We start from the raw sequence: 22,490 nt of genomic DNA, 5'->3' as shown, positions 1-22,490 counted from the left end.
TGGTTCTCAGTTTTGGTTATTGTGATATATTTAAAATTAGAATATATAATCCTAATTACTAATTACCAACCTTTTTTCTACCTGTGAGCAAATAAGTAATCATCTCGCCTTTACCTTTGATAGGGATAGCACCCCGCTCCTCAAAGAGAAATTTTTCGCGTAATAACTCATATGTAGCGGCTGTGACTTGAATGCAGCCTGGAATGCCGTGGGATTCCATGCGACTGGCTGTATTCACCGTGTCACCCCACAGATCGTAGATAAATTTTTTGATGCCAATCACGCCTGCTACGACTGGGCCACTATTAATGCCGATGCGAATGCTGAATGTTTGGCTGGTAGAGCCGTTAAATTGGGCAATTTCTGTTTGCATATCTAGAGCCATTTCGGCTATAGCTTCTGCGTGATTGGGGGAGGGAGTTGGGAGTCCACCTACTACCATATAGGCGTCGCCAATTGTCTTGATTTTCTCCAAACCATGCTTTTCGGCTAGTCGGTCAAATTCTGAGAAAATTTCATTGAGTATTTCTACCAGTTCTGTGGGTGATAGGCGGGTGGAAAGTTCTGTAAAGCCAACGATGTCTGCAAACAAAACGGTTACTTTTGGGAAGCTGTCAGCAATGTAGCCTTGATCCTGTTTGAGGCGATTTGCGATCGCACTTGGCAAAATATTCAGCAGCAGACGCTCCGACTTCTCTGTTTCAGCGCGTAGCGCCTCTTCTGCTTGCTTGCGTTCCGTAATATCGCGAATTACAGACATCATGTGAGGCTGACCTTTGTATATAAAACTTATGGCGTTTACTTCTATGGGAAATGCAGTGCCGTCTTTACGCAGGTGAATTCCTTGGGTTTTGAAATGACCGCTATTTTGAAAAAGATTTTGGAGATCTTCAGCGGCGCGTTGACGCTCGTCTGGGTGGATAAATTCCGTTGCGTGCAGACCGATAAAATCTTCGTACTCATGTCCATACATCCGGCAAGTAGCGGTATTAGCCTCAACAACAAAACCATCAAAATTATTGATAATCAAACCATCGTTGCTGGCTTCAAAGATGCTGTGATATTGTTCTTCTCTCTCCCGCAGTGCCGACTCTGCTTGTTTGCGATCGGTGATATCCCGCACTATGCAAACTTGTTCGCCACTCTCAAGTAAATAGTGCAATACTTCTAGTGAAGTGGTGCTACCATTACGTATGATTATCGTTTCCTCTCCTCGCCACTGCCGTTCTTTCAGAAGTGCAGGCAGAATTTCTTGTTTGTAACGTTGGTCGGCTATTTTAACATCATCTTGGGAGTACAAAATTTTCCAGGTTTTACCAATTAATTCCGCCGGTGTTTCATAAGAGTATATCTGAGCATACGCCTTGTTGGTGTAAATGAATTCACCTGATGAATTAAAGATAGCAATACCGTCGAGTGCGGCTTCAATTACTGCTGCCTGACGTTGCAATATTGCCTCTGTCTGTTTGCGATCGGTAATATCTTCAAGTACGCCGACAAGACCGATCACTTTTCCAGTTGAGTCCTGCATCGGAATTTTACAAATATCAAGCCAAATGGTTTGTCCATCCTGCGATGGCTTTTGTTTGGCGGCAATTATGTGTAATTCTGGCTTATTTGTTTCCATGATTCGGCGGTCTTGGGTGCGGAATAATTCTGCTACTTCCCGGTTAGCAATCAAGTCGTAGTCTGTCTTACCTACTACCGCTTCTGGACTTTCAAGTTGGGCAGATTGAGCCCAGTTTTTGTTGCAACCTTGGAAAACTAAGTTGGTGTCTTTCCAGAAAACTTGTTGAGGAATGTTATCTATAATCAGCCGCAAATACTCTTTGCTTGTTCGCAGTTCTTCTTCTACCTGTTTGCGATCGCTTATATCCCGGATAATCGTAGCAAAATAGTCAATCTCTCCGCTGTCGCGCCGCATCACAAGAATAACTTGAGAAACAGAAATCTCCCGCCCATCCCGCGTTATTAGGGCTGTTTCTCCACTCCAGACGCCATAAAGCATGGCAGATGGTATTCCCTCCTGGGAAATGATTTTATATGCCCACTCTGGGTGGCAATTAGGGATCTTAATTTTGGAAATATCTTCATCTGCACTCATCCCCAGCATCCGACGACCTGCTTTATTGAGGTAGATAAACTCTGTGTGCAAGTTATAGATGCCAACAAAGTCTGTCGTTGCTTCCAAAATTGCCGCAAACCGCGCTAAATCTGTTTCAGCTTGTTTGCGAGTGGTGATGTCCAGGGCCATTGAAGCGATGCCGATCGCATTTCCGTCGCTGTCAATTAGAGGTGTATTATACCACTCGCAAATAATAATTCTGCCATCTTTAGTAAGGTTCTCGTTGGTGTTGCGAGTTACACTTTTTCTTGTCGAAGTCTCATTCCAGACTTGGTTGACATTATCTCTGGCGCTTTCAGGTACAATCAATCCCACACCATGACGACCCATCGCTTCATTTTTGCTATATCCAAAAATAGCTTCAGCTGCCGGGTTCCATTCAATAACTTCAAAATTAATATTCCATTCAATTACTGCTAAAGGTGTCTGCTGAAAAAGGAGAGAGAGTCTTTGTTGTGATTTGATGAGTTCTTGTGTCCGATGCTCAACTCTTTGCGATAAGGTGTGGTTGTATTCTTCTAATGTTTCGCGGGATATTTTTAACTGCCTTGTCATTTGATTAAAGGTGCGGGCGAGTATGCCGATTTCGTTTTTGTCAGCTATTTCGATCTGGTAAGATAGATCGCCTTGAGCGATCGCTTCTGCACCCTGAGCTAATAAGTTAATCGGACGCACAATGTATTGAGCTAACATAAAAGCACCAGCGATCGCTACACAAATAACTGCTACGATTAACCAAGTAAAATTATAGATCGATCTATTAGGGGCAGCCAATGCCTGCGCTACAGGCTGTTCTAAAACTATACCCCAATTGGTATTTTTAACTAGCGTTGATGTACCGATAACTTCTGCACCTAACAAACCGACATATCTTTGGGCTATAGCTCCCTGCCTTTTATTAATCAGAGGATTAACAGTGGGTAAAGATGCCAAATTAATGCTTTCTTTGACTATTTTTAAATCTTTGTATCCAATCAAATTACCACGTCGATCGACAATATAGAAATAGCTACCTTCGCCCGGTTCAAGCAAACTTAGTTGGTGCCACAAATTATCAAAATTTACTACTGCTATTACCACAAAATTGTAGTTTGTTTCTCCCTTGACTGTTCGTGATATTGTGACTAAATGCCGCTCCGCAACAAACGAGACGTTACCTATAAACACCTCACCTTGTTTCGCCCGAAACAAAGACTCCGATTCAGAACGGTTTGTTAATTTTTTAAGGGAAATTGGTACACAATCAATCAAATGAGATAATTCTTTACCCTGACTATCTGTAACTGCTAGTTCATGGTACAAACCAGGAGAATTTATACACATTGCTTGTAAGGCTTCAGGAGAAGCTTTCGGATCTTTACTGGCAATTTCTCCAGTCAATTTCAAGTTTGCGAAAACATTATCAACATAGCTAGAAATATAAGTATTTCCCAAGGAAAGTATACTTTCTTGGCGAGTGGCAATTTCTTGATTGACAAATTGAAATCCGCTGTAAACAGATAAAATAGCACCTGCCAGTAAAGGTAAGATGGCAATTATAATAAATAGTAACGCTAGACGTTTAGCTAATCGACCACGTTTTCCGATCATAATTCTCAAGGGGGAATGGGAAAAGGGAAGATTTCAAATTTAAGATGGCAAATTTAAAATACTTCAATTTGAAATCTTAAATCTAAAATTTGAAATTTATGACTGCACCCATATCTAACTCTATTTATAATACTAACCTGCGATCTAAATGGTAATTTTTTTCGCTTGACCCTACAGATCGCACCTACACCCTACACCCTTCTACCCATAAGAAAATAAGTAGTCATTTCGCCTTTGCCTTTTATGGGGATACGACCTCGTTCCTCCAACAGATATTTATCTCGCAATAGCTGATAAGTTGAGGCTGTGACTTGAATGTAGCCTGGAATGCCGTGGGATTCCATGCGACTGGCTGTATTCACGGTGTCGCCCCACAAATCGTAGCTGAATTTTTTGATGCCAATCACACCGGCAACTACAGGGCCTGTATTTATGCCTACGCGCAGCTGGAGGTTTTGGTTGGTTTCGGAGTTGAATCGGTTAATTTCCATTTGCATATCGAGGGCCATTTCCGCTACTGCTTCGGCGTGGTCAGTTCTGGGTGTGGGCAGTCCTCCGACTACCATATAGGCATCGCCGATCGTCTTAATTTTTTCCAATCCATGTCGATCGGTCAGGGCGTCAAAAGTTGAGAAAATCTCGTTGAGCAACTCTACCAGTTCTACAGGCTTGATGGAAGCAGAAAGCTCTGTAAAGCCAACGATGTCGCCAAACAAAACGGTACTTTCATCAAAGCTGTCAGCAATGGTGGTTTCTTCGAGTCTCAGGCGTTGAGCGATCGCATGAGGCAAAATATTCAGCAGCAGGCGCTCAGTTTGTTCCTGTTGATAGCGCAGAGCTTCTTGTGCCAACTTGCGAGCCGTGATATCTTCAACAATGCCTTCGTAATAGAGGAGCTCGCCTTCCGCATCGCGAACGGCGCGTGCATTTTCTGAAACCCAGATGGTGCTGCCATCCCGGCGATATACCTGAGACTCAAACCCCGACACGGCGTTATGCTGTTGCATAAGTGCAATAAACTCTGCTCTGCGATTGGGGTCAACGTAAAGCTGCTGTTCGATGTTTGTCAGATTTGTCATCAGATCTTCTGGCGAGGAGTAGCCGTATAACCTTGCTAGCGCCGGGTTAGCGCTGATATATTTTCCCTGGGGTAAAGTTTGGAAAATGCCTTCGACAGCATTCTCAAAAATGGTGCGATATTTCTCTTCTGTTTGCCGCAGTGCTTCTTCCATTCGGACGCGGTAGGTGATGTCAGTAGTTACAACTAGCAAGCAGGGCTGATTTTCCAAATCAATGATTTCAGCCGATAACAATCCCACTAAGATTTCGCCTGATTTTTTGCGAAACTCGAACTCTTGATTGCGAAGTGACCCTCGTTCCCACAGCTGGGACTGGGCGGACTGCAACATTTCCACTATTCTGGCACGGTCTTCTTGATTAACCCAGATATTCAGATCTGAGGCAGTACGACCGATGACTTCTTCGCGATCGAACCCTAGCAGACTTAAGAAAGTCTCGTTGACTTCCACAAAGTGCCCACCTTCAACAGTGCTGATGCTAATGATGTCAGGAGAGGAACGAAAAGCTTTGGAGAATTTTTCCTCTGAGAGGCGCAAAGCATCGGACGATCGCTTCCTTTCCAGAATCTCCACCATCAATTGCTTATTAGTCTCTTTTAAAACAGCAGTACGCTCCTCGACTCTGATTTCTAGCTCTTCATTAGCCTTTTGCAGTGCTGCTTGCGCTTTGATGCGAGAAGCCGCTTCCATTGCCAGGGCCACGAAATCCGCCAGGGAGCTGGCGAATTGTTCCTCCTCTAACGCCCACTGACGCGCAGAGCCAATATGCTCGTGACAGATGACACCCACCATTCGACCGCCAACGCGAATCGGTGCATCTAGCATAGAGGTAATGCCCAAGGGAGTTAAATAAGTCGCCGAAAATTCGGAGGTTCTGGGGTCGGTCTGGGCATCGTGCGCGGCTATAATCCGTTCTGCTTGCAAAGCTTGGAAATAACCAGGAAAGTCAACTGCCCGAAGTTCCAGACCTGACGTATGGCTGCCTGCACTCTGTTGATACAGGTTGAGGCAAATAAGGGCCGATCGCTCCTCGTTGTATAACCAAATACTAGCCCGCTCTACTTCCAGAGTGTCGGTAGCAACAACAGTGATGTCTTTAATTGCTGCACTCAGATCTCCACTGACGATCTGAGTGCGACTGGCCAAATCCAACAAGGCAAGGCTTTGTCTGCGGAGGCGTCTAGAACTAGCTTGCAGGGTTTCTTCAGCCCGCTTGCGATCGGTGATATCGCGCACTACTGCTTGCAAAACTATCCGAGATGAATGAGTTGCAGTTTCTAATTCAGAACTCAAAACTGACAACTCAGAACTCCATTTCCAGTCCACTGCCGTTAGCCACACTTCGGCGGCAAACTCCGATCGGTCCAAGCGGTGGTGCAGCCATTCAAAGCGACAACTTCCTTCTCGAAAAGCTGTCGCGATGTTTTGTGCTGCTAATTGGGCTGAACTCTCGCCACTTGGTTGAAATGCTGGGGAAAATTCGTCGGGGCGCTTACCGCAGAATTGTTCTTTAGTGGTGCAGCCAAACATTTCCAAAGTGGCCCGATTGCCATCGAAGAAATACGCTCTCTCATCGAGCAGCATGACGGCATCGATGGTTGATTCGTATAAGGTGCGGAACTTTTGCTCGGATTCCTGGAGTTTTGCTTGAGTAGCTTTGAGATTGCCGATCTCGTTGCCAATTGCCTGTTCAACTGCCTGCTGCAATTGTTCTGGCGTTAGTGAAGCGGGATGGGTGAGCGTTCTTCGCACCCAAATAAATACCAGGACGCCGATCGCAAGTGCTACCAAGAAAATGAAGAATGGGGCATTGGGCATTGGGCATTGGGAATAGGGGATTGAAAATATTCTTGTCTAGTTCTCAGTCCCTATTTTCTTTTTTCTTTTGACTTTTGACTTTTCCCCTTGTGCTAATCCCGATCGATCGATAAACTACCTGCTTAATCTAATTAAGTTAGGTTGGCATGGATAATCGGTACGTAGTTGCGCTTTAGCGCTCAAAGAGCGCTAAAGCGCAACTACGTACCTAGTAGAAGAACTTTAATTTTTGTGTTGTGTGAGTAGAGGAGTGAATCGGCATGGTCGATACAGCCCAACCCCGGATAGGAGTCTCCCTGGATGGAAACGCGAATTTTTCCCAGATGCGGTGCGAGGCATCTGGTGGGCTTTGCCAACGCGCTTGGGTGGAAATCGATTTAGCAGCTTTAGCCCATAATGTGCGACAGATCGAAGGCATCTTAGCGCCCCAGACGGCATTGATGGCGGTGGTGAAAGCTGATGCTTACGGACACGGTGCTGTAACCGTTGCCCAGACTGTGTTGCAACACGGAGCGAGTTGGCTGGGCGTGGCGACAATTCCAGAAGGAATCGAACTGCGACAGGCTGGAATTGAAGCCCCAATTTTGATCCTGGGGGCTACGCATACGCCAGAGCAAATTCGGGCTCAAGCATACTGGAAATTGCAGCCCACGATTTGCACGCCTCAGCAAGCTTTGGCTTTTTCAGAAACTTTAACTTCATCTAATCTGACACTGCCGGTACATATCAAGTTGGATACGGGAATGTCCCGTTTGGGTACAGCTTGGCAGCAATCAACCGAGTTTGTTGGGCTGGTAAGTCGATTGCCGAATCTGGAAATTGCCAGTATCTATTCGCACTTGGCAACGGCTGACAGTCCCGATCGCACTACTATGAAGGAGCAGCAACAGCGGTTTGAGGATGCTTTAGCCGAAATAAAATCTCTGGGACTGCCATCGCCGCGATTGCATTTGGCAAACTCAGCTGCCACCCTCAGCGATCGAACTTTGCACTATGATATGGTGCGGGCTGGTTTGGCTATCTACGGTCTTTACCCAGCCGAACATTTGCACTTTGCCAGCTGTGGAACAGATCTGGGTCTTACCCCGATCGAATTAAAGCCAGTTATGCAAGTGAAAGCGCGTGTTACGCAAGTAAAAACTATTGCACCTGGTACGGGTGTCAGCTACAGTCATCAATTTGTAGCCGATCGCGAAATGCGCCTCGCCGTTGTTGGGATCGGCTATGCTGATGGCGTTCCCCGCAACCTTTCTAACAAAATGAAGGTGGCGCTTCGAGGTCAGCCGATTCGGCAAGTGGGAACAATTACGATGGATCAGCTGATGCTGGATGTGAGTGAATTCCCCGATTTGCAGGTTGGCGAAGTGGTAACGCTGCTGGGGAAAGACGGTGACATCCAAATTCTAGCCGATGACTGGGCGGCAACTTTGGGAACGATCTCTTGGGAAATTCTCTGTAGCTTCAAGCACCGACTACCCCGTGTGGCGGTAAGTTCGATCGCGTAGGGAAGAAAGAAACCCGGTTTCTTGAACAATACCTTCGCCAAAATACCCTCACCCTGAAGGGTGGGGCTATACAAACAAAGCCTGCCTTCGCAGGCTATCAGAAAGAACGGAAGCCCACGAAGGTGGGCTTGGTATGTGTAGCCCCACCCTTCAGGGTGAGGGCGTTTGATTGACAGGCGTTCTAGCGACGATGAATTCGATCGATCGCATCAATGACTCGTTGTAATTCTTCTGGCATCAAATTAGATCCAGAAGGCAAACACAAACCCCGATCGAATAACTCTTCAGAAATTGCACCGCCAATCGATTCGCACTCAGCAAATACAGGTTGTAAATGCAAAGGTTTCCAAACTGGACGCGCTTCTATTAGCTGTTTGCCAAGTTCTAAACGCACTTGTTCTCGATCTGCACCAAAAGCAGCCGGATCGATGGTCAAACAAGTTAGCCACCGGGTAGCGCGTCCAAAGCTTGCTTCCGGCATAAATTCTATACCGGGCAATTTTCCGATCGCTTGTTGGTAAGTTTCAAAATTGTGTCTTCTCGCGTTTACTCTATCTTCTAAAACACGCAATTGACCGCGACCAATTCCAGCCAAAACATTGCTGAGACGATAATTATAGCCAACTACAGAATGTTGATAATGGGGTGCATTATCGCGTGCTTGGGTAGCAAGAAAACGCGCTCTTTTGACGATATTTTCATCATCAGAAACTAACATTCCGCCGCCGGAAGTGGTGATAATTTTATTCCCATTAAATGAGAAAATGCCTACTTTCCCAAATATACCGGGGGATTTACCTTTGTAGGTTGCTCCCAATGATTCGGCGGCGTCTTCTACTAAGGGAACTTCGTATTCGGAACAAGCGGCTAAAATTGGATCGATATCAGCACTTTGACCGTAAAGATGTACAATAAGAACTGCTTTGGGTAATTTGCCAATTTTGGCGCGTTTTTCTAGTGTTTCCCGTAATAAGTCGGGATTCATGTTCCAGGTAGTGCGATCGCTATCGATAAAAACAGGTTTTGCGCCTAAATAGGTAATCGGACTAGCGCTGGCGATAAAAGTCAGGCTGGAGCAAAAAACTTCATCTCCACGCTGGATACCTGTTAATTCTAAAGCCAAATGGAGCGCAGCCGTACCGGAACTGACAGCAGCAGCGTGTTTAGCACCGACTGCTTGACAGAATTCTTGCTCGAAAGCGTCCACATGGGGGCCAACAGGAGCGATCCAGTTGGTGTCAAAAGCTTCTTTGACGAACTTTTGTTCCAGTTCGCCCATGTGGGGAGTAGAGAGGAGAATTTGTTTGGTCATATTAATTTTATCTAGGATGTGGGCTTTATTGGCGAACAATCACCAGGCGATCGCATTTGGAAGAAGCTATATTTGCTTGCACTCTTAGCCAACTAGGATCGGGTTCTTCTCCATTAGCCCAAGCAATTAAGGCTGCGGGAATATTTGCCCCTGCCATTTGAGAAAATGGATAGCCCCCACCAAAACGCGGGTTCAATTCTAGCACGCACAAACCTTTTTCACCCACAATTACATCGCAGTCTAGGTTGCCGATATGACCCAATTTTTGACCTATTTTTTCACCGAGTTTTTTCAGTTCTTCACTTTCAACTGTGATAGCCCGATCGGTTTCTCCGGCTCTCATGGTCAGCTTGCGCTTGACAAAAGTGTTGATGTATGCACCCTCTAAGTTATTGATAATATCAAGACCGTGTTCTTGTCCGATTAATCGCTCTTGAATTAAGATACATCTGTCGGCATCGGATGAGCTTACTTCTGCTAAGAACGATCTCATAATCGATTTTTTGACAAAGCGATAAGCTAATTCCAATTCTTCCTCATCTTGGGGATATTCAATTCCAATTGATGCACTTCCCCAGCGAGGCTTTACTACTACCGGAAAAGTCAGTTCTCTTTTTTCAATTGCTGCTCTTGCTTCGCTGAGAGAAAGATAAGTTTTCGGTGCAGAAATACCAATACTTTCTAAAAATTGAAATGTGGCAAACTTATCGAAACAAATATCGACAACTTCTGGAGAAGAAACAACTGGAATCGTGCCTATGGCTAGAAAGCGATCGCGTTGTTTTGCTAAGTAAGGCAATTCTAAATCATTCAGTGGTATCAGCAAGCGTACTTGATTTTGCTGACAAATATCCAGCAGCTTCTCGAAGTATTCGCTGTGATTAATTGGCGGTAACAAAAAACTTTCATCAGCTTCTTGTAACGTCGGCGCTTCCATAGTAGCATCACCAGCAAATACTTTTCCGCTATTTCCTAGTGCTTCTTGGAAAAAGTTCAACAGATAGTTGCGGCGTCCCGCACAAGTCAAGAGTACATTCATATTTTTACCTGTTACAAGATATAAGTAGAAAACACATCCTCAGAAGTTTCTCGCCGTCTGATTAGTTGATACTCGTCCTGGATGGAGTCATAGCTAATAATGGGCGGATTTGCGCGAATAAATGGTGGTTTGAAGACTACAGTATAAGCACCCATGTTCTCAACAACTGTATAATCTCCTATACCTATTTCTCCCGGATAGTCCTTGTATAAACAATCATGTTCCATACAAGTATATCCCACTATGTCCACCGGCCCTGCAAGTTTTCTTTGAGCGCTATTTTCCTCGTCTCTGTAAACTCGCAATGACAGATTTTTATCAGTCCCGGTTGGTTTGACGTTGTGGACGCTACCAACTACCAGGGCAATTTGGCGCGATCGCACTGTTTTTAAACCCACAACTTTAGCCGCAAAATTCAACACATCGGATACAACAGCTACTCCCGGTTCAATAATTAATTCTGGGCCAGAATCACCGGGATATTTGCTTTTTAATTGCGGCGCAACTGCTTGGGCGTATTCCTGATAATTGGGAATATAGCCATCAAATTGACTCTTTAAATCATCGGTCATTTTGCCGTAGAAACCACCGCCAATATCAATAAATCTCGGCTGTTTCTCCTTGAAATAATAGTCGGTTAGTTCTATAATTTTCTGGGTACGACGAGAGTAGGATTCAGTGCTTCTTGCCGATGTAGAAATATGGCAATGCAGTCCATCAACAGTACAATTATTTAACTCTGTCAGTCTTTGAAAAGCCTGATCAAGTTCGCCTGCTGCTACATCAAATCCAAATCGAGATATCCGAGTGGTGTCAATCTCAAAATTACATCTCAAACCAACAGCTATTTTCTGTTCTGGCAATCTGTTTGCCAAAGCTTCCACCATTTCTACTTCTTCTAAGCAGTCCAAGTTGACAATAGAACCAGCTAAAATAGCGTTTTCTAAGTCTTCTTGTTGCTTCAGAGGGCCATTAAAGATTATTCTGGTGGGAGGTACACCGATACTGACTGCTAAATCATATTCCATCTGCGAAACAACTTCTGCATACCCTCCCATAGAATGCACGGTTTGACATAGTTTGGGAATGTAATTAGTTTTGTAAGAATAGCCCAGGTTGGTATTGGGATAAATTGAGCGGAAACCCTGGAGAAATTCTTTGTAGTTAGTTTCAAATTGTCTGAGATCCAAAATAAAAAAAGAATCGCCGTATTCTTTTTCTAAGTTGTGAAGCGTTTGCCAAGAGAGTTGCATTTTTCCATCCTTATCGCGTTCGATTTTACTATGAATTTTTATTTTACGCTTGTATGGTGCGTCAGAGCGCGAATTATTGATTATTTGCATAATTCTCTTTTCTGACGCACCATACGGCCTAATTATTTCCCATGAAGTCTTCTACTGTGGCATGATTAGCTTGGCTAATCCCTTCTTTCTTAACGACTTTCCATACTGTCAGGAAAAGTATTTTCAGGTCAAGCCACAAACTCCAATTATCCACATACCAAACATCCAGTTTGAATTTTTCTTGCCAAGAAATTGTATTGCGCCCGTTAATTTGCGCCCACCCTGTAATCCCAGGCATCACGTCATGGCGGCGTGCTTGTTCGGGACTGTAGCGCTCTAGGTATTCTACCATTAAAGGACGCGGCCCTACAAAACTCATATCGCCTTTGAGAACATTCAAAAGTTGAGGGAGTTCGTCTAAACTGGTTTTCCGCAGAAATTGTCCAATTGCGGTCAGACGTTCTTCGTCGCTTAAAAGGTTGCCATCGGCATCGCGATCGTTTGTCATGGTGCGAAACTTATAAAATGTAAAAATGTCACCGTCTTTACCGGGACGTGGTTGGGTAAAAACAATTGGTTGGCCCATACGAATATAGATCGCGATCGCTACAAATATGATAAAAGGAGAAAACACTATGAGAGCGATCGCTGCCATTAGCCTATCTAATCCAAACTTAATTAATCTGTTGAATTGCATGATTGGTGATTGATGATTAGCCATTGGTGATTCCTCAGTTATAGTGATTGAGAGACAATTTTAGTCATTTTCGCTACCATTCTATAGGTTGGTAGATGCTCTATTTTGCCTAGAAGCTATTTGCTTTGATTTTCTTAATCTCCTTTAATATTTCCTCACCGTTTTCATATCTATCTTTTATTCTATAAGCCATCATTTTATCAATTAAATTCAACAAATCGTTTGATATATTTACAGTATATTGCCGCCACTGTAAGTTATGTTTTTCGTCGTACATATTGTCATCTGCTGGACTTTTTTTGGTCAAATAATAAACAAAGCATCTTGCTAGTGAATAAAAATCTGAGTGATACCTACAATATCTTCTTTCTTGTTCCGGCGCACGAAAGCCATCGCCTTTTATATCTTTTTCTAGCAATAACATTAGCATATATATTATATTTATATATATTTTTCCATAAAAAAAAGTTTTTCTAGTCGCCGCACCGAAATCAATCAATACCAATTCACCATTTTCTCTTAAGATCAGATTGGGTGGTTTAATATCTCGATGCAAATATTTGTGTCTGTGAAGTTCATTTAAAATTACCACTGCTTTTTCCAACCATTCCAATGCTATTTCCTGAGTTATAAAATTATGATTATCTACATAAGTTTCTAAATTACACCCTTCAATTTTCTCCATAACGATGCAGTACAATATTTTTCCATTATTTAGTTTTTGTTGAAAATAGCCATCTACTTTCGGAAACCCAGAATGATCCATTTCTCTTAATATGTCTGCTTCTTGACGAAATAGGTATCTTACTCTAGGGTTTTTGCTCCGATGGGGTCGAAGGACTTTCAATACTTTCTCTATTCCGGCATCATCAACAATGTAAATAGTGCTATAGCCACTTTCATCGTGTAATAAACTAATTACACGATAGCGATTTTGTAACAATAAATCGTTGTTACAGCTTTTACAGTAGCGATCGCTATTGTTTAGATCAATATTTAGGTTTACACAATCTGGATTGATGCAGATACACATTATTATTTTCTCTTTCAAGATTCTTGAAACTCTTGTTTTCGGCAAGCAGAATTATAAAGATTTTCCTGTAGCTGAATTACGTTGGGGAGGTCATATATACCCATCCGAACTCTACCAAGTTTGCCCATTGCGCGAGCCTCTTCTGGATGTTCCAACATCCAATTCATTGACCGAGTAAGTGATTCTATATCCCCTACTTCAACAAGAAAACCGCAGCCTTCTGCCAATAATTCCTCAGTACCACGAATTTTTGTGCCGATCACAGGTATCTCCAACGATAAAGATTCCATCACACTGCGAGGAAGCCCTTCCTGCTCTGAAGCCAAAACCGTTGCAATGGAAGAGCGCATCAAAACTGGAATATCTTGACGTTCACCCAGAAAATGTACTTGATTTTTAACACCTAAGTCTACAGCCAATTGGCGCATTTCTGCCAGCAGTAGGCCATTGCCCGCCAAGGCTAAATGAACGTCTGGTTTAGCTAGTTTGGCAAATGCGATTATGATATCACGATGATGCTTACGGGGAATAAATTCAGCCACACATAGAAATAGGGGATTTTCTGGAGTAATTCCCAACTCCTGACGTACCCGCGCTATATCGGCATCGGCAACTGTATCGGGATTGTAATAATTTAGATCTACGCCAATTCCTGGCATATATAAAACTCGTTGCGGTGGTAAAATATGGTGGCGTTTAGCAGCAGCCTCATCCTCACGGTTAATTACGATCAGGTAGTCAGTCCAAGCTCCCGCTAGTTTTTCCAAAGTGAGGAAAATGGCATTTTTGAAAGCTTTGCCCTTGGGATGGAAATGAAATCCGTGTGCAGTATAGATTACTTTACATTTTCCCTGCTTTCTAAAGTCTTTGAGCGCGTAGCGGGTCACAAAAGCTGCTACTGGTGTGTGTACATGAACTAAATCGTATTGCCCTTGCCTCATTACCTCTTGGAGGATGGGGGGAGCAACTAGAAAGTTCCTTGGGTCTAGAGGATTACGCGACCATTTTACTTCCCAAACGCGATCGAAAGCTTGCAAGCAACTAGCCGAAGCAGAAACTCCCTCCGCCATCCCATCTACTTGCCAACCTTTCTGGCGAAAGTGATAGGCAAAAGGCAACAGGAAGGATTCAAGAGTAGCTGGGATAGTAGTGATGACTAAAAGTTTTTTCATATTTACTGTAGAAATTCATTTTTCACCAGTGGTGGCCCAAACTAAATCAATGTATTTGATTAGATGCTTTTTTTTTTGTCTAGCACAGTTTCATATATATTCTCATACTTTTTGACAACAGATTCTAAAGAAAAGCTTTCAATAATTCTATTTCTAGCTGCTTGACCTAAGTTTTCTCTTGCTTCTGAACCTAATTCTATTAATTCTTGCCAAGCATTAGCCAAAGCCTCTGAGTTTTGTGGAGGTACAACCCGTCCCGTATTACTAACAATCCAAGCTGAATCGCCCACATCTGTCACCACGCAAGGAACGCCACAAGACATTGCTTCTCCTACTACTAAGGGAAATGCTTCACCATAAGCGGAAGCGACTGTTAGAATATCTAGTGCTGCCGTAATCCGAGGTATATCAGTACGTTCTCCTAGCAGATGAATTTGTTCTGATAGGTTTAGTTTTTGCATCAACTGAATTAAGGTTTGATTATTCCGATCTACTTTTGTTCCCACTAATAAAAAATGGACATTTGGATATGTCTTTAATAAGCAAGCTGCCGCTTTGAGAAAATTAGCATGATCCTTCATGGGATGATAGCGACAAATCATGCCAATTAGAATAGTGTCTTGATTTATTTTTAGCTCTGTTCTTACAGCTAATTTATTTTCTGGTGATGGTACAAATAAGGAAGTGTCAAATCCATTAGGAACAACGCAGCTATTTTTCTGAGAATAACCTAATGCTTCATGTTGTAGCTTACTAGCCTGGGACACAAATGCAATTTTACTGGCTAAATGCGAAATATAACTGCCAAATTTAATAATTTTTATAGTCATCTTTTTTTCTAATTCTAATGAATGAATTGAATGATGAATGCTCCATGTTACAGGTATTTGAAAGAAGTGGAACAGGCTAGCCACTTCTGCTGCAAAATTGCCATGATACATCCAACCTTGAATTAAATCTGGCTTAATTTTATTTACTAATAGTAACAGTTTTACTAAAGCATTTATGCTAGGTTTGCCTGCATCCATACTAACGGTATAGACAGGTATGCCTAATGCTTCAATTCGCTTACCCCAAATCTCCGGTTCTATTAAAGAAAGTACAACTGGAGAAAAGCGAGCTTGATTGATTCTCGATAGCAAATTATAGAGCATTATTTCTGCTCCCCCTGTCGAAAGGCCAGTGATGATATATAGGATAGCAATCTTGTTGCTATAATTAATATTATTGGTCATAGGTTAAATTTAGGTTAACTTTTATTAACTAAATTTTAACCTTGTCTAAAAAGCTTGTCTATAAATTGTTGCAAAATGCAATAATTGATTATTTCCCATATTACTATCCTATTGTTTTTTTGCTATGACATAATTTAGCCGCGCCGCAAGCCCACCCCTGAAGGGGTGGGCTTGCGGCGCGGCGGCTTTAGCCCCAGTCACACTTTCATACAATCCTTCATATTGAGCCACAACATAGTCTAAAGAAAAAGAGGCAATAATTCGATCTCTGGCTGCTTTTCCTAAAACTTTTCTATTTTCTGCACCCAGGGCAATTAATTCTTTCCAAGCATTCGCTAATGCCTGGGGATTTTGGGGCGATACCACTCGTCCAGTATTGCCAACAATCCATGCTGAATCACCCACATCTGTCACTACGCAAGGGATACCGCAGGACATAGCTTCACCGATCACATTGGGAAAAGCTTCACCATAAAAAGAAGTAGTAGAAGCGATATCTAAAGCAGCAGTAAGTCTGGGAATATCTTTTCTTTCCCCAAGTAAATGGATGCGATCGCTAATCCCTAATTTCTGGATAATTTGGCATAATTCCTCATTTTTGGGATTGACTTCATCACCTGCCAGCAAAAAATGTACGTCTGGATAATCTCGCAGTAAAATTGCTGCTGCCTGAAGTAAGTTAGGATAGTCTTTCATCTCATGGTAGCGAGCAAATCGACCTATCAAAAAACAGTCACTTCGGAGATTAAGTTCTTCTCTAATCTGTTTATAAACTTCAATTGATGGCTTAAAAAAATCTGGGTCAAAACCATTGGGTATGATAATTGTTTTTCTTGATTTGTAGCCTAGCTTTTCATGTTGTCTGGCACTTATTTGAGAGTTATAGATAATTTTTTTGGAAAAAATGCTCAAAAAACTCAGAATTTTAATTATGTCGGCAGTTAGTCGTTTTTCGTAGCTTAACGAATACAAGGAATGACGAATATTCCAGATTACAGGTATAGACTTTAATCTGAAAATACTAGCTATTTCTCCTGCCAAAATAGAGTGATACATCCAACATTGAATCAGATCGGGCTTAAGTTTCCCTACTAGATGAATAAGTTGCCAAATAGTGGCTAGCGTAGGTTTTCCTTGTTCCATTCCAATGGTATAAACGGGGATGCCTAAAGCTTCGATGCGATCGCCTAATGTACCTTTATCTATTAAGGAAATTACTATTGGTTTAAATCGGGAGTGGTTGGTTTTAGACAGTAGCTTGTATAGCATAGTCTCTGCCCCACCTGTGGAAAGCCCGGTGATCAGATGTAGAACCACTATTTTTGCTTCTGAACTCATAGATTTTATCCTGGTTGAGATGTTTGATTTTTGGGTGATTTAATCAAAGATATTTTGCCTATACCTAGCAGCAATATTGTACTTGATAACAAAAACCAGAAGTAGTTGATCAAGTAAATGCGCGGATCTCCTGTCGGAGTAAAATCCGTCCAAACTTGGAGAGTTAGAACGTATAAAAATGGCATCCAATATATATCTTTAATGTACCTAATCAAGATGGATTGCAGATAGCGACCAACCCATCCATAGACAAAGCAAAAAAGAATAAGTCCTAGCCATGACATACTGTAAATGCCAAAAGCAAGAACGCCTGGTGGAACAGTAGTTGTACGGACTCCAAGTACAAATTCGCTATTCCAATCAGCGGCGCTTGGCGGTAGATCTATACCCAGGACTCCATTTAAAACACGCGAGGGAATTAAAGAAAGAAGACCATAGATCCAATCAACAAAGAAGCGTGGCTCATAAACTTCTTTAAAAGCTGAGTCTAGGGAATGAACTGGGTAAACAAAATTACTCATAAAGGAATATAAACCACCCCCACTACTGGTGTCATTTTGAATAGCTTGTGTAAAGGTATCTATCACAGCATCTAAACCTCTTGGTATAGCAGTTAAACTAAAGAAAAGTACTTTACCGTAAAGAATGAATAAGAATACACCAACTATCGCCGGGATGGTAATACCCAAGGATAATTTTCCACTATAAACCACAGAAACTAAATAAAATCCTAGAAAGTAATTGATCAGGGGAATCCGCCCAGATGATAAAGTAGCTGCAACAAAAGCAACGACTACCGAAAAAGCAAATATCACCAATAAAATTATTCTGAGTGTTTTATATTTTCTAATAAATAAAATAGATGCTAATAAATAAGATGCGAAAAAAGATGTGAAAATAAACTGCTTAAAAAAGACAAGTGGGCCACTTTCTACTACCCCAGCCCGAATTAAGTTTGTTTGAGTTAAAGCCACCAATACACCACCATACTGCGAGCCATAGATCTGGATTGATAAACAAGCAAATAATAGTAAGCCAATGGCATAGAGGATAATTTTCCAATCTTTATTCTGCTGAATAGAGAAATATTTCGCATATTTAGTGGCTGATTTAGCATAAAAACCGACAATTACGCATAAATATCCCATAAATATAGCTACCGTAGTTTGGAGATCGCTAGTGTAGATTGTTCGAGAGTCATACATTAACTCTATAGTTTTATGGTTAAAATTAGCTTCTAATAAAAATGCAGGGAAGGGATATGATAAACAAAAAATAACATTAAACCAACTTAAGAAATCAAATAAAGTTTCTTTTTTTCGGAAAATTTCCAGAAATAATATAAAACCGATCAGAGCTATGTACGTCATGGCCAACATATTCTGTTCTATTGGCATTAATTAATCCTCCTGCGCTTGGTTATTTTCAATCATTTACATTCCCTCTGAGGTTTGATTATTTCAATATGGCCAGGTAATTATCAACTGCTTTTTCAAAGGAAAAATCCATTGATTTCTCGATTAATATTTCCCGATTTACCAGAGGATTTGCCAGCACTTGTAACATAACTTTAGACAATGCCACTGGATCTCCAATTGGTATTAAAGACCCATATTTGCCAGACTCTAAAATTTCTTTTGGCCCACTAGGGCAATCTGTGGAAATCACGGGACAACTGCAAGCCATTGCTTCAATCAGTACAGTTGGTAATCCTTCCCAACGAGAGGAAAGAATAAAGGCGGTAGCTTGACTCATATAAGTATATGGATTGGGTACAAAACCGGGCATGGAAACATCGTCAGCAATGCCGAGATTATCGATCGCTTCCTCTAATTCTTGGCGTAATTCTCCTTCCCCTAAAATTAGCAAACGAGCCATAGCTTGCTTTCTTAATAATCCAAAAGCTTGGATAAGAGTAGAGAAATCTTTCTGCGCTGATAATCTTCCTACAGCCAAAAATACAGGGGGAGAATTTTTTTGAAACCAAGGATGATCGAGAGGCGCATTAGCTTTGGCGAGCAATTCGCTATCAACAACGGGATTATAGATAGTTGTTACCTTTCCAGCGGGGAGACGCAGTTGCTGTTCTAGATCCAATGATACACCTTTAGATACTCCGACGATCGCATCTGCACTAGGATAAAGCCATTGCATGAACGGTTTCACAAATCTACCGCGTATAAATTTGGATTGAGCAGCTGATAAAGTATTGTGTTCTACCACCACCAATCGAGTTTTGGTGCCAGCTAAATTTCTAGCCAACAATGCCACTACATTGGCATGATCCATGTGGGATAATAATGCTATGGGTCTATTTTCTCGTAAGTAACGGGATAAAGGCAAGATAGCTTTTAAAACTCGTCCTGCTCCTAAGTTAATCATCCGCACTGACTTTGGTACTAGCTCCAAATATGGCCCTTCTGCATCAGCTAGGACGAGATCTAAAGGAACATCTTTTTCTGCCATCCCTTTGAGTAAATTAATGGCTACTCGTTCAGCGCCACCACCATACAAATTAGGTAGAAAAAAAGCAATCCGTTTATTTTTTGATGCTGCGATCATTTTACCTTTTCCTCTAGAACTTCATCTATCAATAATTCCCATTTTTTTACTACCTTATCTAAGCTAAAGCGATCCACCGCTTCGGAAGCACGAGCGGCTAAACGCCCTCTCTTTTCTGCATCAGACATCAAACTATCCATTGCTAAAGTGAATGCCGATACATCTCCATTTGGAACTAAAATTCCATCTATGCCGTCACGAATAATCTCTTGCGGCCCACTAGGACAATTCATGGAAACAACTGGTAATCCACAAGAGAGTGCTTCAAACAAAACTGCTGGTAATCCTTCCCAACGAGAGGATAAAACAAAGAGTTTGGCACTTTTTAACATGGCAATCGGATTGGTGGTTAATCCAGGAAAAAGAACTTGACGAGTTAAGCCTAACTTTTCTCGCAATTCTTCCAGTTCTCGCCGCAGTTCTCCTTCTCCAAAGATCAGTAATTGCCAATCTGGATATTTATCGGCAATTTTATGGAATGCAGGTAATAAAAGGTCGAAACCTTTTTGATAAGTTAATCTACCCATTGCGATCGCCCATTTTTTCTCTGGATCGGCTCCTGGGGGTAAATCAATATTTATTGGCTCATCTTTAATAGGTTGAACTGGATTATAGATAACCGCTCTTTTCTTTTGCGGCAACCAGTCAAAATAGCTATCAACTCCTTCACTCACACTCACAACTTTAGCCGCCATTGGATAGGTTAAACGCCGCAATTTACTCCATAAATTTGTAGTTTCTGTGATCGGATTATTCTGTTCGCTTACAAAAATTGGATAGTTGGTATTAATGAGTGCTAACAGCGTCAATATATTGGTTGAATCCAAGAAAGAAATAACGACCTTTGGCTGAAGTGATTTAATTGTTTTTCTCAATACCCAAAGGCGATAGAGGTTATTCCACAGAGCATGAATTGGGGTGGGAGAGTTTGCAGCAATACTTAAAGCTAATCTATGTACTCCCTTAGATAGTTGATAAAAATCCCGTTCGATTCCAGCAATTGTAATGATAGAAACCTGATGTCCTTTTGCCATTAATCCCTCAGCTACTAAAACTGCGGCTCTTTCAGCCCCGCCACAGGAAAGGGATGGAGTTACTAAAGTTATCTGCATCTTTTTAGGTTCACTTTTATTGATCATTGTTGATTTTTTTGACTCCTAATCAATCTTTATGGCTGATTAATTTCTTGGCTTAATTTTCTCTGCTTTCTCAGTTGAATTTCTGCATTTATCAGCATATATGAGAAACAGAACATATAGACAACACTGGTAGACAAAGCAATGCCTTTTATCCCCATCCACTGCATGAATAGGTAATTACAAGCTATATTTACAATCAAATTTAGCCCCGAAACTTGCATCAATAAGTGATTCATTTTCATGGCAGAAACTAATCTTACCACTAAAATATTTGCAATATAAAATGGTATTTGCAAAGCAAAACAAATTTGAATTTCCGATACTATATGAGTATCACTAGCGTTAAAAGAACCTCTTTGGAAAAGGAGATGGATGATAGGTTCCGACAAAGCCATAAATAACAACGTCATAGGCACAGTTACAAAAAAGATGAGGCGTAGATAATGACCAAGGGTATGGTCTACACTTTTCCAATCTTTATGGACGATCATTTTAGAAAAATAGGGAATCACCGCTGTACTTAATGCAGTAGAAGCTAGGGTAATTGGTAAAAGAACAAGGCGCTTTCCATAAAGCAATGCGGCGAGGCTTCCAGGTGCTAGCATTGCCGCCATTGATTGATCGACTAAACTACAACTGGACATTAAAAAAGCTCCGGCAATCATCGGAGTATACTGACCTGTTACTTCACGCAGGTTTTCATCAAATCCATACCATTTAGGTATTAATGAGATATTTTGTCGGTGTAGCGCTATTCCTATTACAATCATTTCTAGTAATTGCCCCGCGACTAACCCAGCTGCTAAAGAAAAAATATCCCAAGAATGAAACAGCAACAAGAAAAGGATCGTCATAGCTGGCGTAAGAGTTTCCGCCACAGCCGCTAAAGCAAAACGTTCTCCCGCATTTAAAACTGCAGCCCAGACAGTCAGAATACCACTAAACATGATACTAGGTGCGAGCATCCATAGCAGCTTGTAAGTTAGGTCTAATTTTTCGTGATCGAATCCTGACGCTATCTTTGGCAAATACAAAGGGGCAGTTGTCAGCATAACTAGGCTAGTAATTGCTAGCAACCCACAACTCCAAATGATCGCCCCAGAAAAGAGTTTTTGTGCTGCCTCTTTCCCTTCCTTTTCTCGCACTTGAATGTAGGTAGGAATCAGCGCAGCATTAAAAGATCCTGCTATCACATTACTGATGAAAGAGGGCAGTACAAATGCCATTAAAAAGGCATCGAGACTATCCGAAATTCCAAAGTTCCAGGCAACTACTAATTCCTTCAAAATAGATACTAATTTAGCAAATCCTAATCCTATTCCCACTGTTAAAGTAGCAGCAAGAATTTGGCGATTGGTAGAACCCCTGGTTAGCTTATTCCAAAAGGTGAGTGATTTTTGATATAGCCCATTTTTCACTTTAAGCAACCTCCGAATTTTCTATACTATATTTGAAATTCTGGCTTATTTGATTTTGCTAAGATAGCAGCCATATCTTGTTTATCGTAATTTTACATTAACCTCGCTTTCGTTTTGATTGTACGAAATCTTAATTAATCCAGAA

15 protein-coding genes are annotated in these 22,490 nt (G+C 41.8%); 1 reads left to right on the top strand and 14 read right to left on the bottom strand.

Features of this window, described 5'->3' with window-relative positions; genetic code table 11:
- Window positions 1-58: 58 nt before the first annotated feature.
- Window positions 59-3,715, bottom strand: coding sequence for a PAS domain S-box protein (locus LAY41_RS23800; RefSeq protein WP_249103506.1), 3,657 nt, complete (start codon window positions 3,713-3,715; stop codon window positions 59-61).
- Between the two features lie 191 nt (window positions 3,716-3,906).
- The gene (locus LAY41_RS23795; RefSeq protein WP_249103503.1) at window positions 3,907-6,612 is read right to left on the bottom strand and encodes an adenylate/guanylate cyclase domain-containing protein; all 2,706 of its coding nucleotides are present in this window, start codon (window positions 6,610-6,612) and stop codon (window positions 3,907-3,909) included.
- Window positions 6,613-6,935: 323 nt separating this feature from the next.
- Here LAY41_RS23795 and alr point away from each other — a divergent pair, with 323 nt between their 5' ends.
- Complete coding sequence (gene alr / locus LAY41_RS23790) at window positions 6,936-8,117, top strand: alanine racemase (protein ID WP_249103547.1); 1,182 nt, start codon at window positions 6,936-6,938, stop codon at window positions 8,115-8,117.
- 181 nt (window positions 8,118-8,298) lie between these two features.
- Here the strand turns inward: alr and LAY41_RS23785 are convergent, their stop codons facing one another.
- The 12 genes from LAY41_RS23785 to murJ all read right to left on the bottom strand — a co-directional run bounded on the left by LAY41_RS23785 (window position 8,299) and on the right by murJ (window position 22,345).
- Window positions 8,299-9,429 (bottom strand): DegT/DnrJ/EryC1/StrS family aminotransferase, encoded by a 1,131-nt coding sequence (locus LAY41_RS23785; protein ID WP_249103501.1) that lies wholly within the window; start codon window positions 9,427-9,429, stop codon window positions 8,299-8,301.
- A 25-nt stretch (window positions 9,430-9,454) separates the two neighbouring features.
- Window positions 9,455-10,468, bottom strand: a complete 1,014-nt coding sequence (locus LAY41_RS23780; RefSeq protein ID WP_249103499.1) for an ATP-grasp domain-containing protein — start codon at window positions 10,466-10,468, stop codon at window positions 9,455-9,457.
- 11 nt (window positions 10,469-10,479) lie between these two features.
- Window positions 10,480-11,811: an alanine racemase gene (locus tag LAY41_RS23775; protein WP_249103498.1), complete on the bottom strand. Its 1,332-nt coding sequence runs from the start codon at window positions 11,809-11,811 to the stop codon at window positions 10,480-10,482.
- Window positions 11,812-11,839: 28 nt separating this feature from the next.
- Window positions 11,840-12,472, bottom strand: coding sequence for a sugar transferase (locus tag LAY41_RS23770; RefSeq protein ID WP_275974362.1), 633 nt, complete (start codon window positions 12,470-12,472; stop codon window positions 11,840-11,842).
- An 85-nt stretch (window positions 12,473-12,557) separates the two neighbouring features.
- On the bottom strand, window positions 12,558-13,499 hold the full coding sequence (locus LAY41_RS23765; protein WP_249103497.1) for a serine/threonine protein kinase: 942 nt from the start codon (window positions 13,497-13,499) through the stop codon (window positions 12,558-12,560).
- Entirely contained in the window at window positions 13,496-14,653 is a 1,158-nt protein-coding gene (locus LAY41_RS23760; protein ID WP_249103496.1) for a glycosyltransferase, read from the bottom strand. The genes LAY41_RS23765 and LAY41_RS23760 overlap by 4 nt, the downstream gene beginning before the upstream one ends.
- A 59-nt stretch (window positions 14,654-14,712) precedes the next feature.
- Window positions 14,713-15,888 (bottom strand): glycosyltransferase, encoded by a 1,176-nt coding sequence (locus LAY41_RS23755; RefSeq protein WP_249103495.1) that lies wholly within the window; start codon window positions 15,886-15,888, stop codon window positions 14,713-14,715.
- Between the two features lie 108 nt (window positions 15,889-15,996).
- The gene (locus LAY41_RS23750; RefSeq protein WP_249103494.1) at window positions 15,997-17,226 is read right to left on the bottom strand and encodes a glycosyltransferase family 4 protein; all 1,230 of its coding nucleotides are present in this window, start codon (window positions 17,224-17,226) and stop codon (window positions 15,997-15,999) included.
- Window positions 17,227-17,231: 5 nt separating this feature from the next.
- Window positions 17,232-18,623 (bottom strand): O-antigen polymerase, encoded by a 1,392-nt coding sequence (locus LAY41_RS23745; protein ID WP_249103493.1) that lies wholly within the window; start codon window positions 18,621-18,623, stop codon window positions 17,232-17,234.
- A gap of 58 nt (window positions 18,624-18,681) precedes the next feature.
- A complete protein-coding gene (locus LAY41_RS23740; RefSeq protein WP_249103491.1) occupies window positions 18,682-19,788 on the bottom strand; it encodes a glycosyltransferase in 1,107 nt (368 codons plus the stop codon).
- Window positions 19,785-20,927 carry a glycosyltransferase family 4 protein gene (locus tag LAY41_RS23735; RefSeq protein ID WP_249103489.1) on the bottom strand — a complete coding sequence of 381 codons (1,143 nt, stop codon included), beginning with the start codon at window positions 20,925-20,927 and terminating at the stop codon, window positions 19,785-19,787. The genes LAY41_RS23740 and LAY41_RS23735 overlap by 4 nt, the downstream gene beginning before the upstream one ends.
- A 29-nt stretch (window positions 20,928-20,956) precedes the next feature.
- Entirely contained in the window at window positions 20,957-22,345 is a 1,389-nt protein-coding gene (murJ, locus tag LAY41_RS23730) for a murein biosynthesis integral membrane protein MurJ (protein ID WP_249103487.1), read from the bottom strand.
- Between the last annotated feature and the right edge of the window lie 145 nt (window positions 22,346-22,490).

Origin of the sequence: Argonema galeatum A003/A1 (assembly GCF_023333595.1) — a bacterium.
GTDB lineage: Bacteria > Cyanobacteriota > Cyanobacteriia > Cyanobacteriales > Aerosakkonemataceae > Argonema > Argonema galeatum.
The sequence above is the reverse complement of the archived record's forward strand: the minus strand, read 5'-3'. Positions and strand labels throughout refer to the sequence as shown.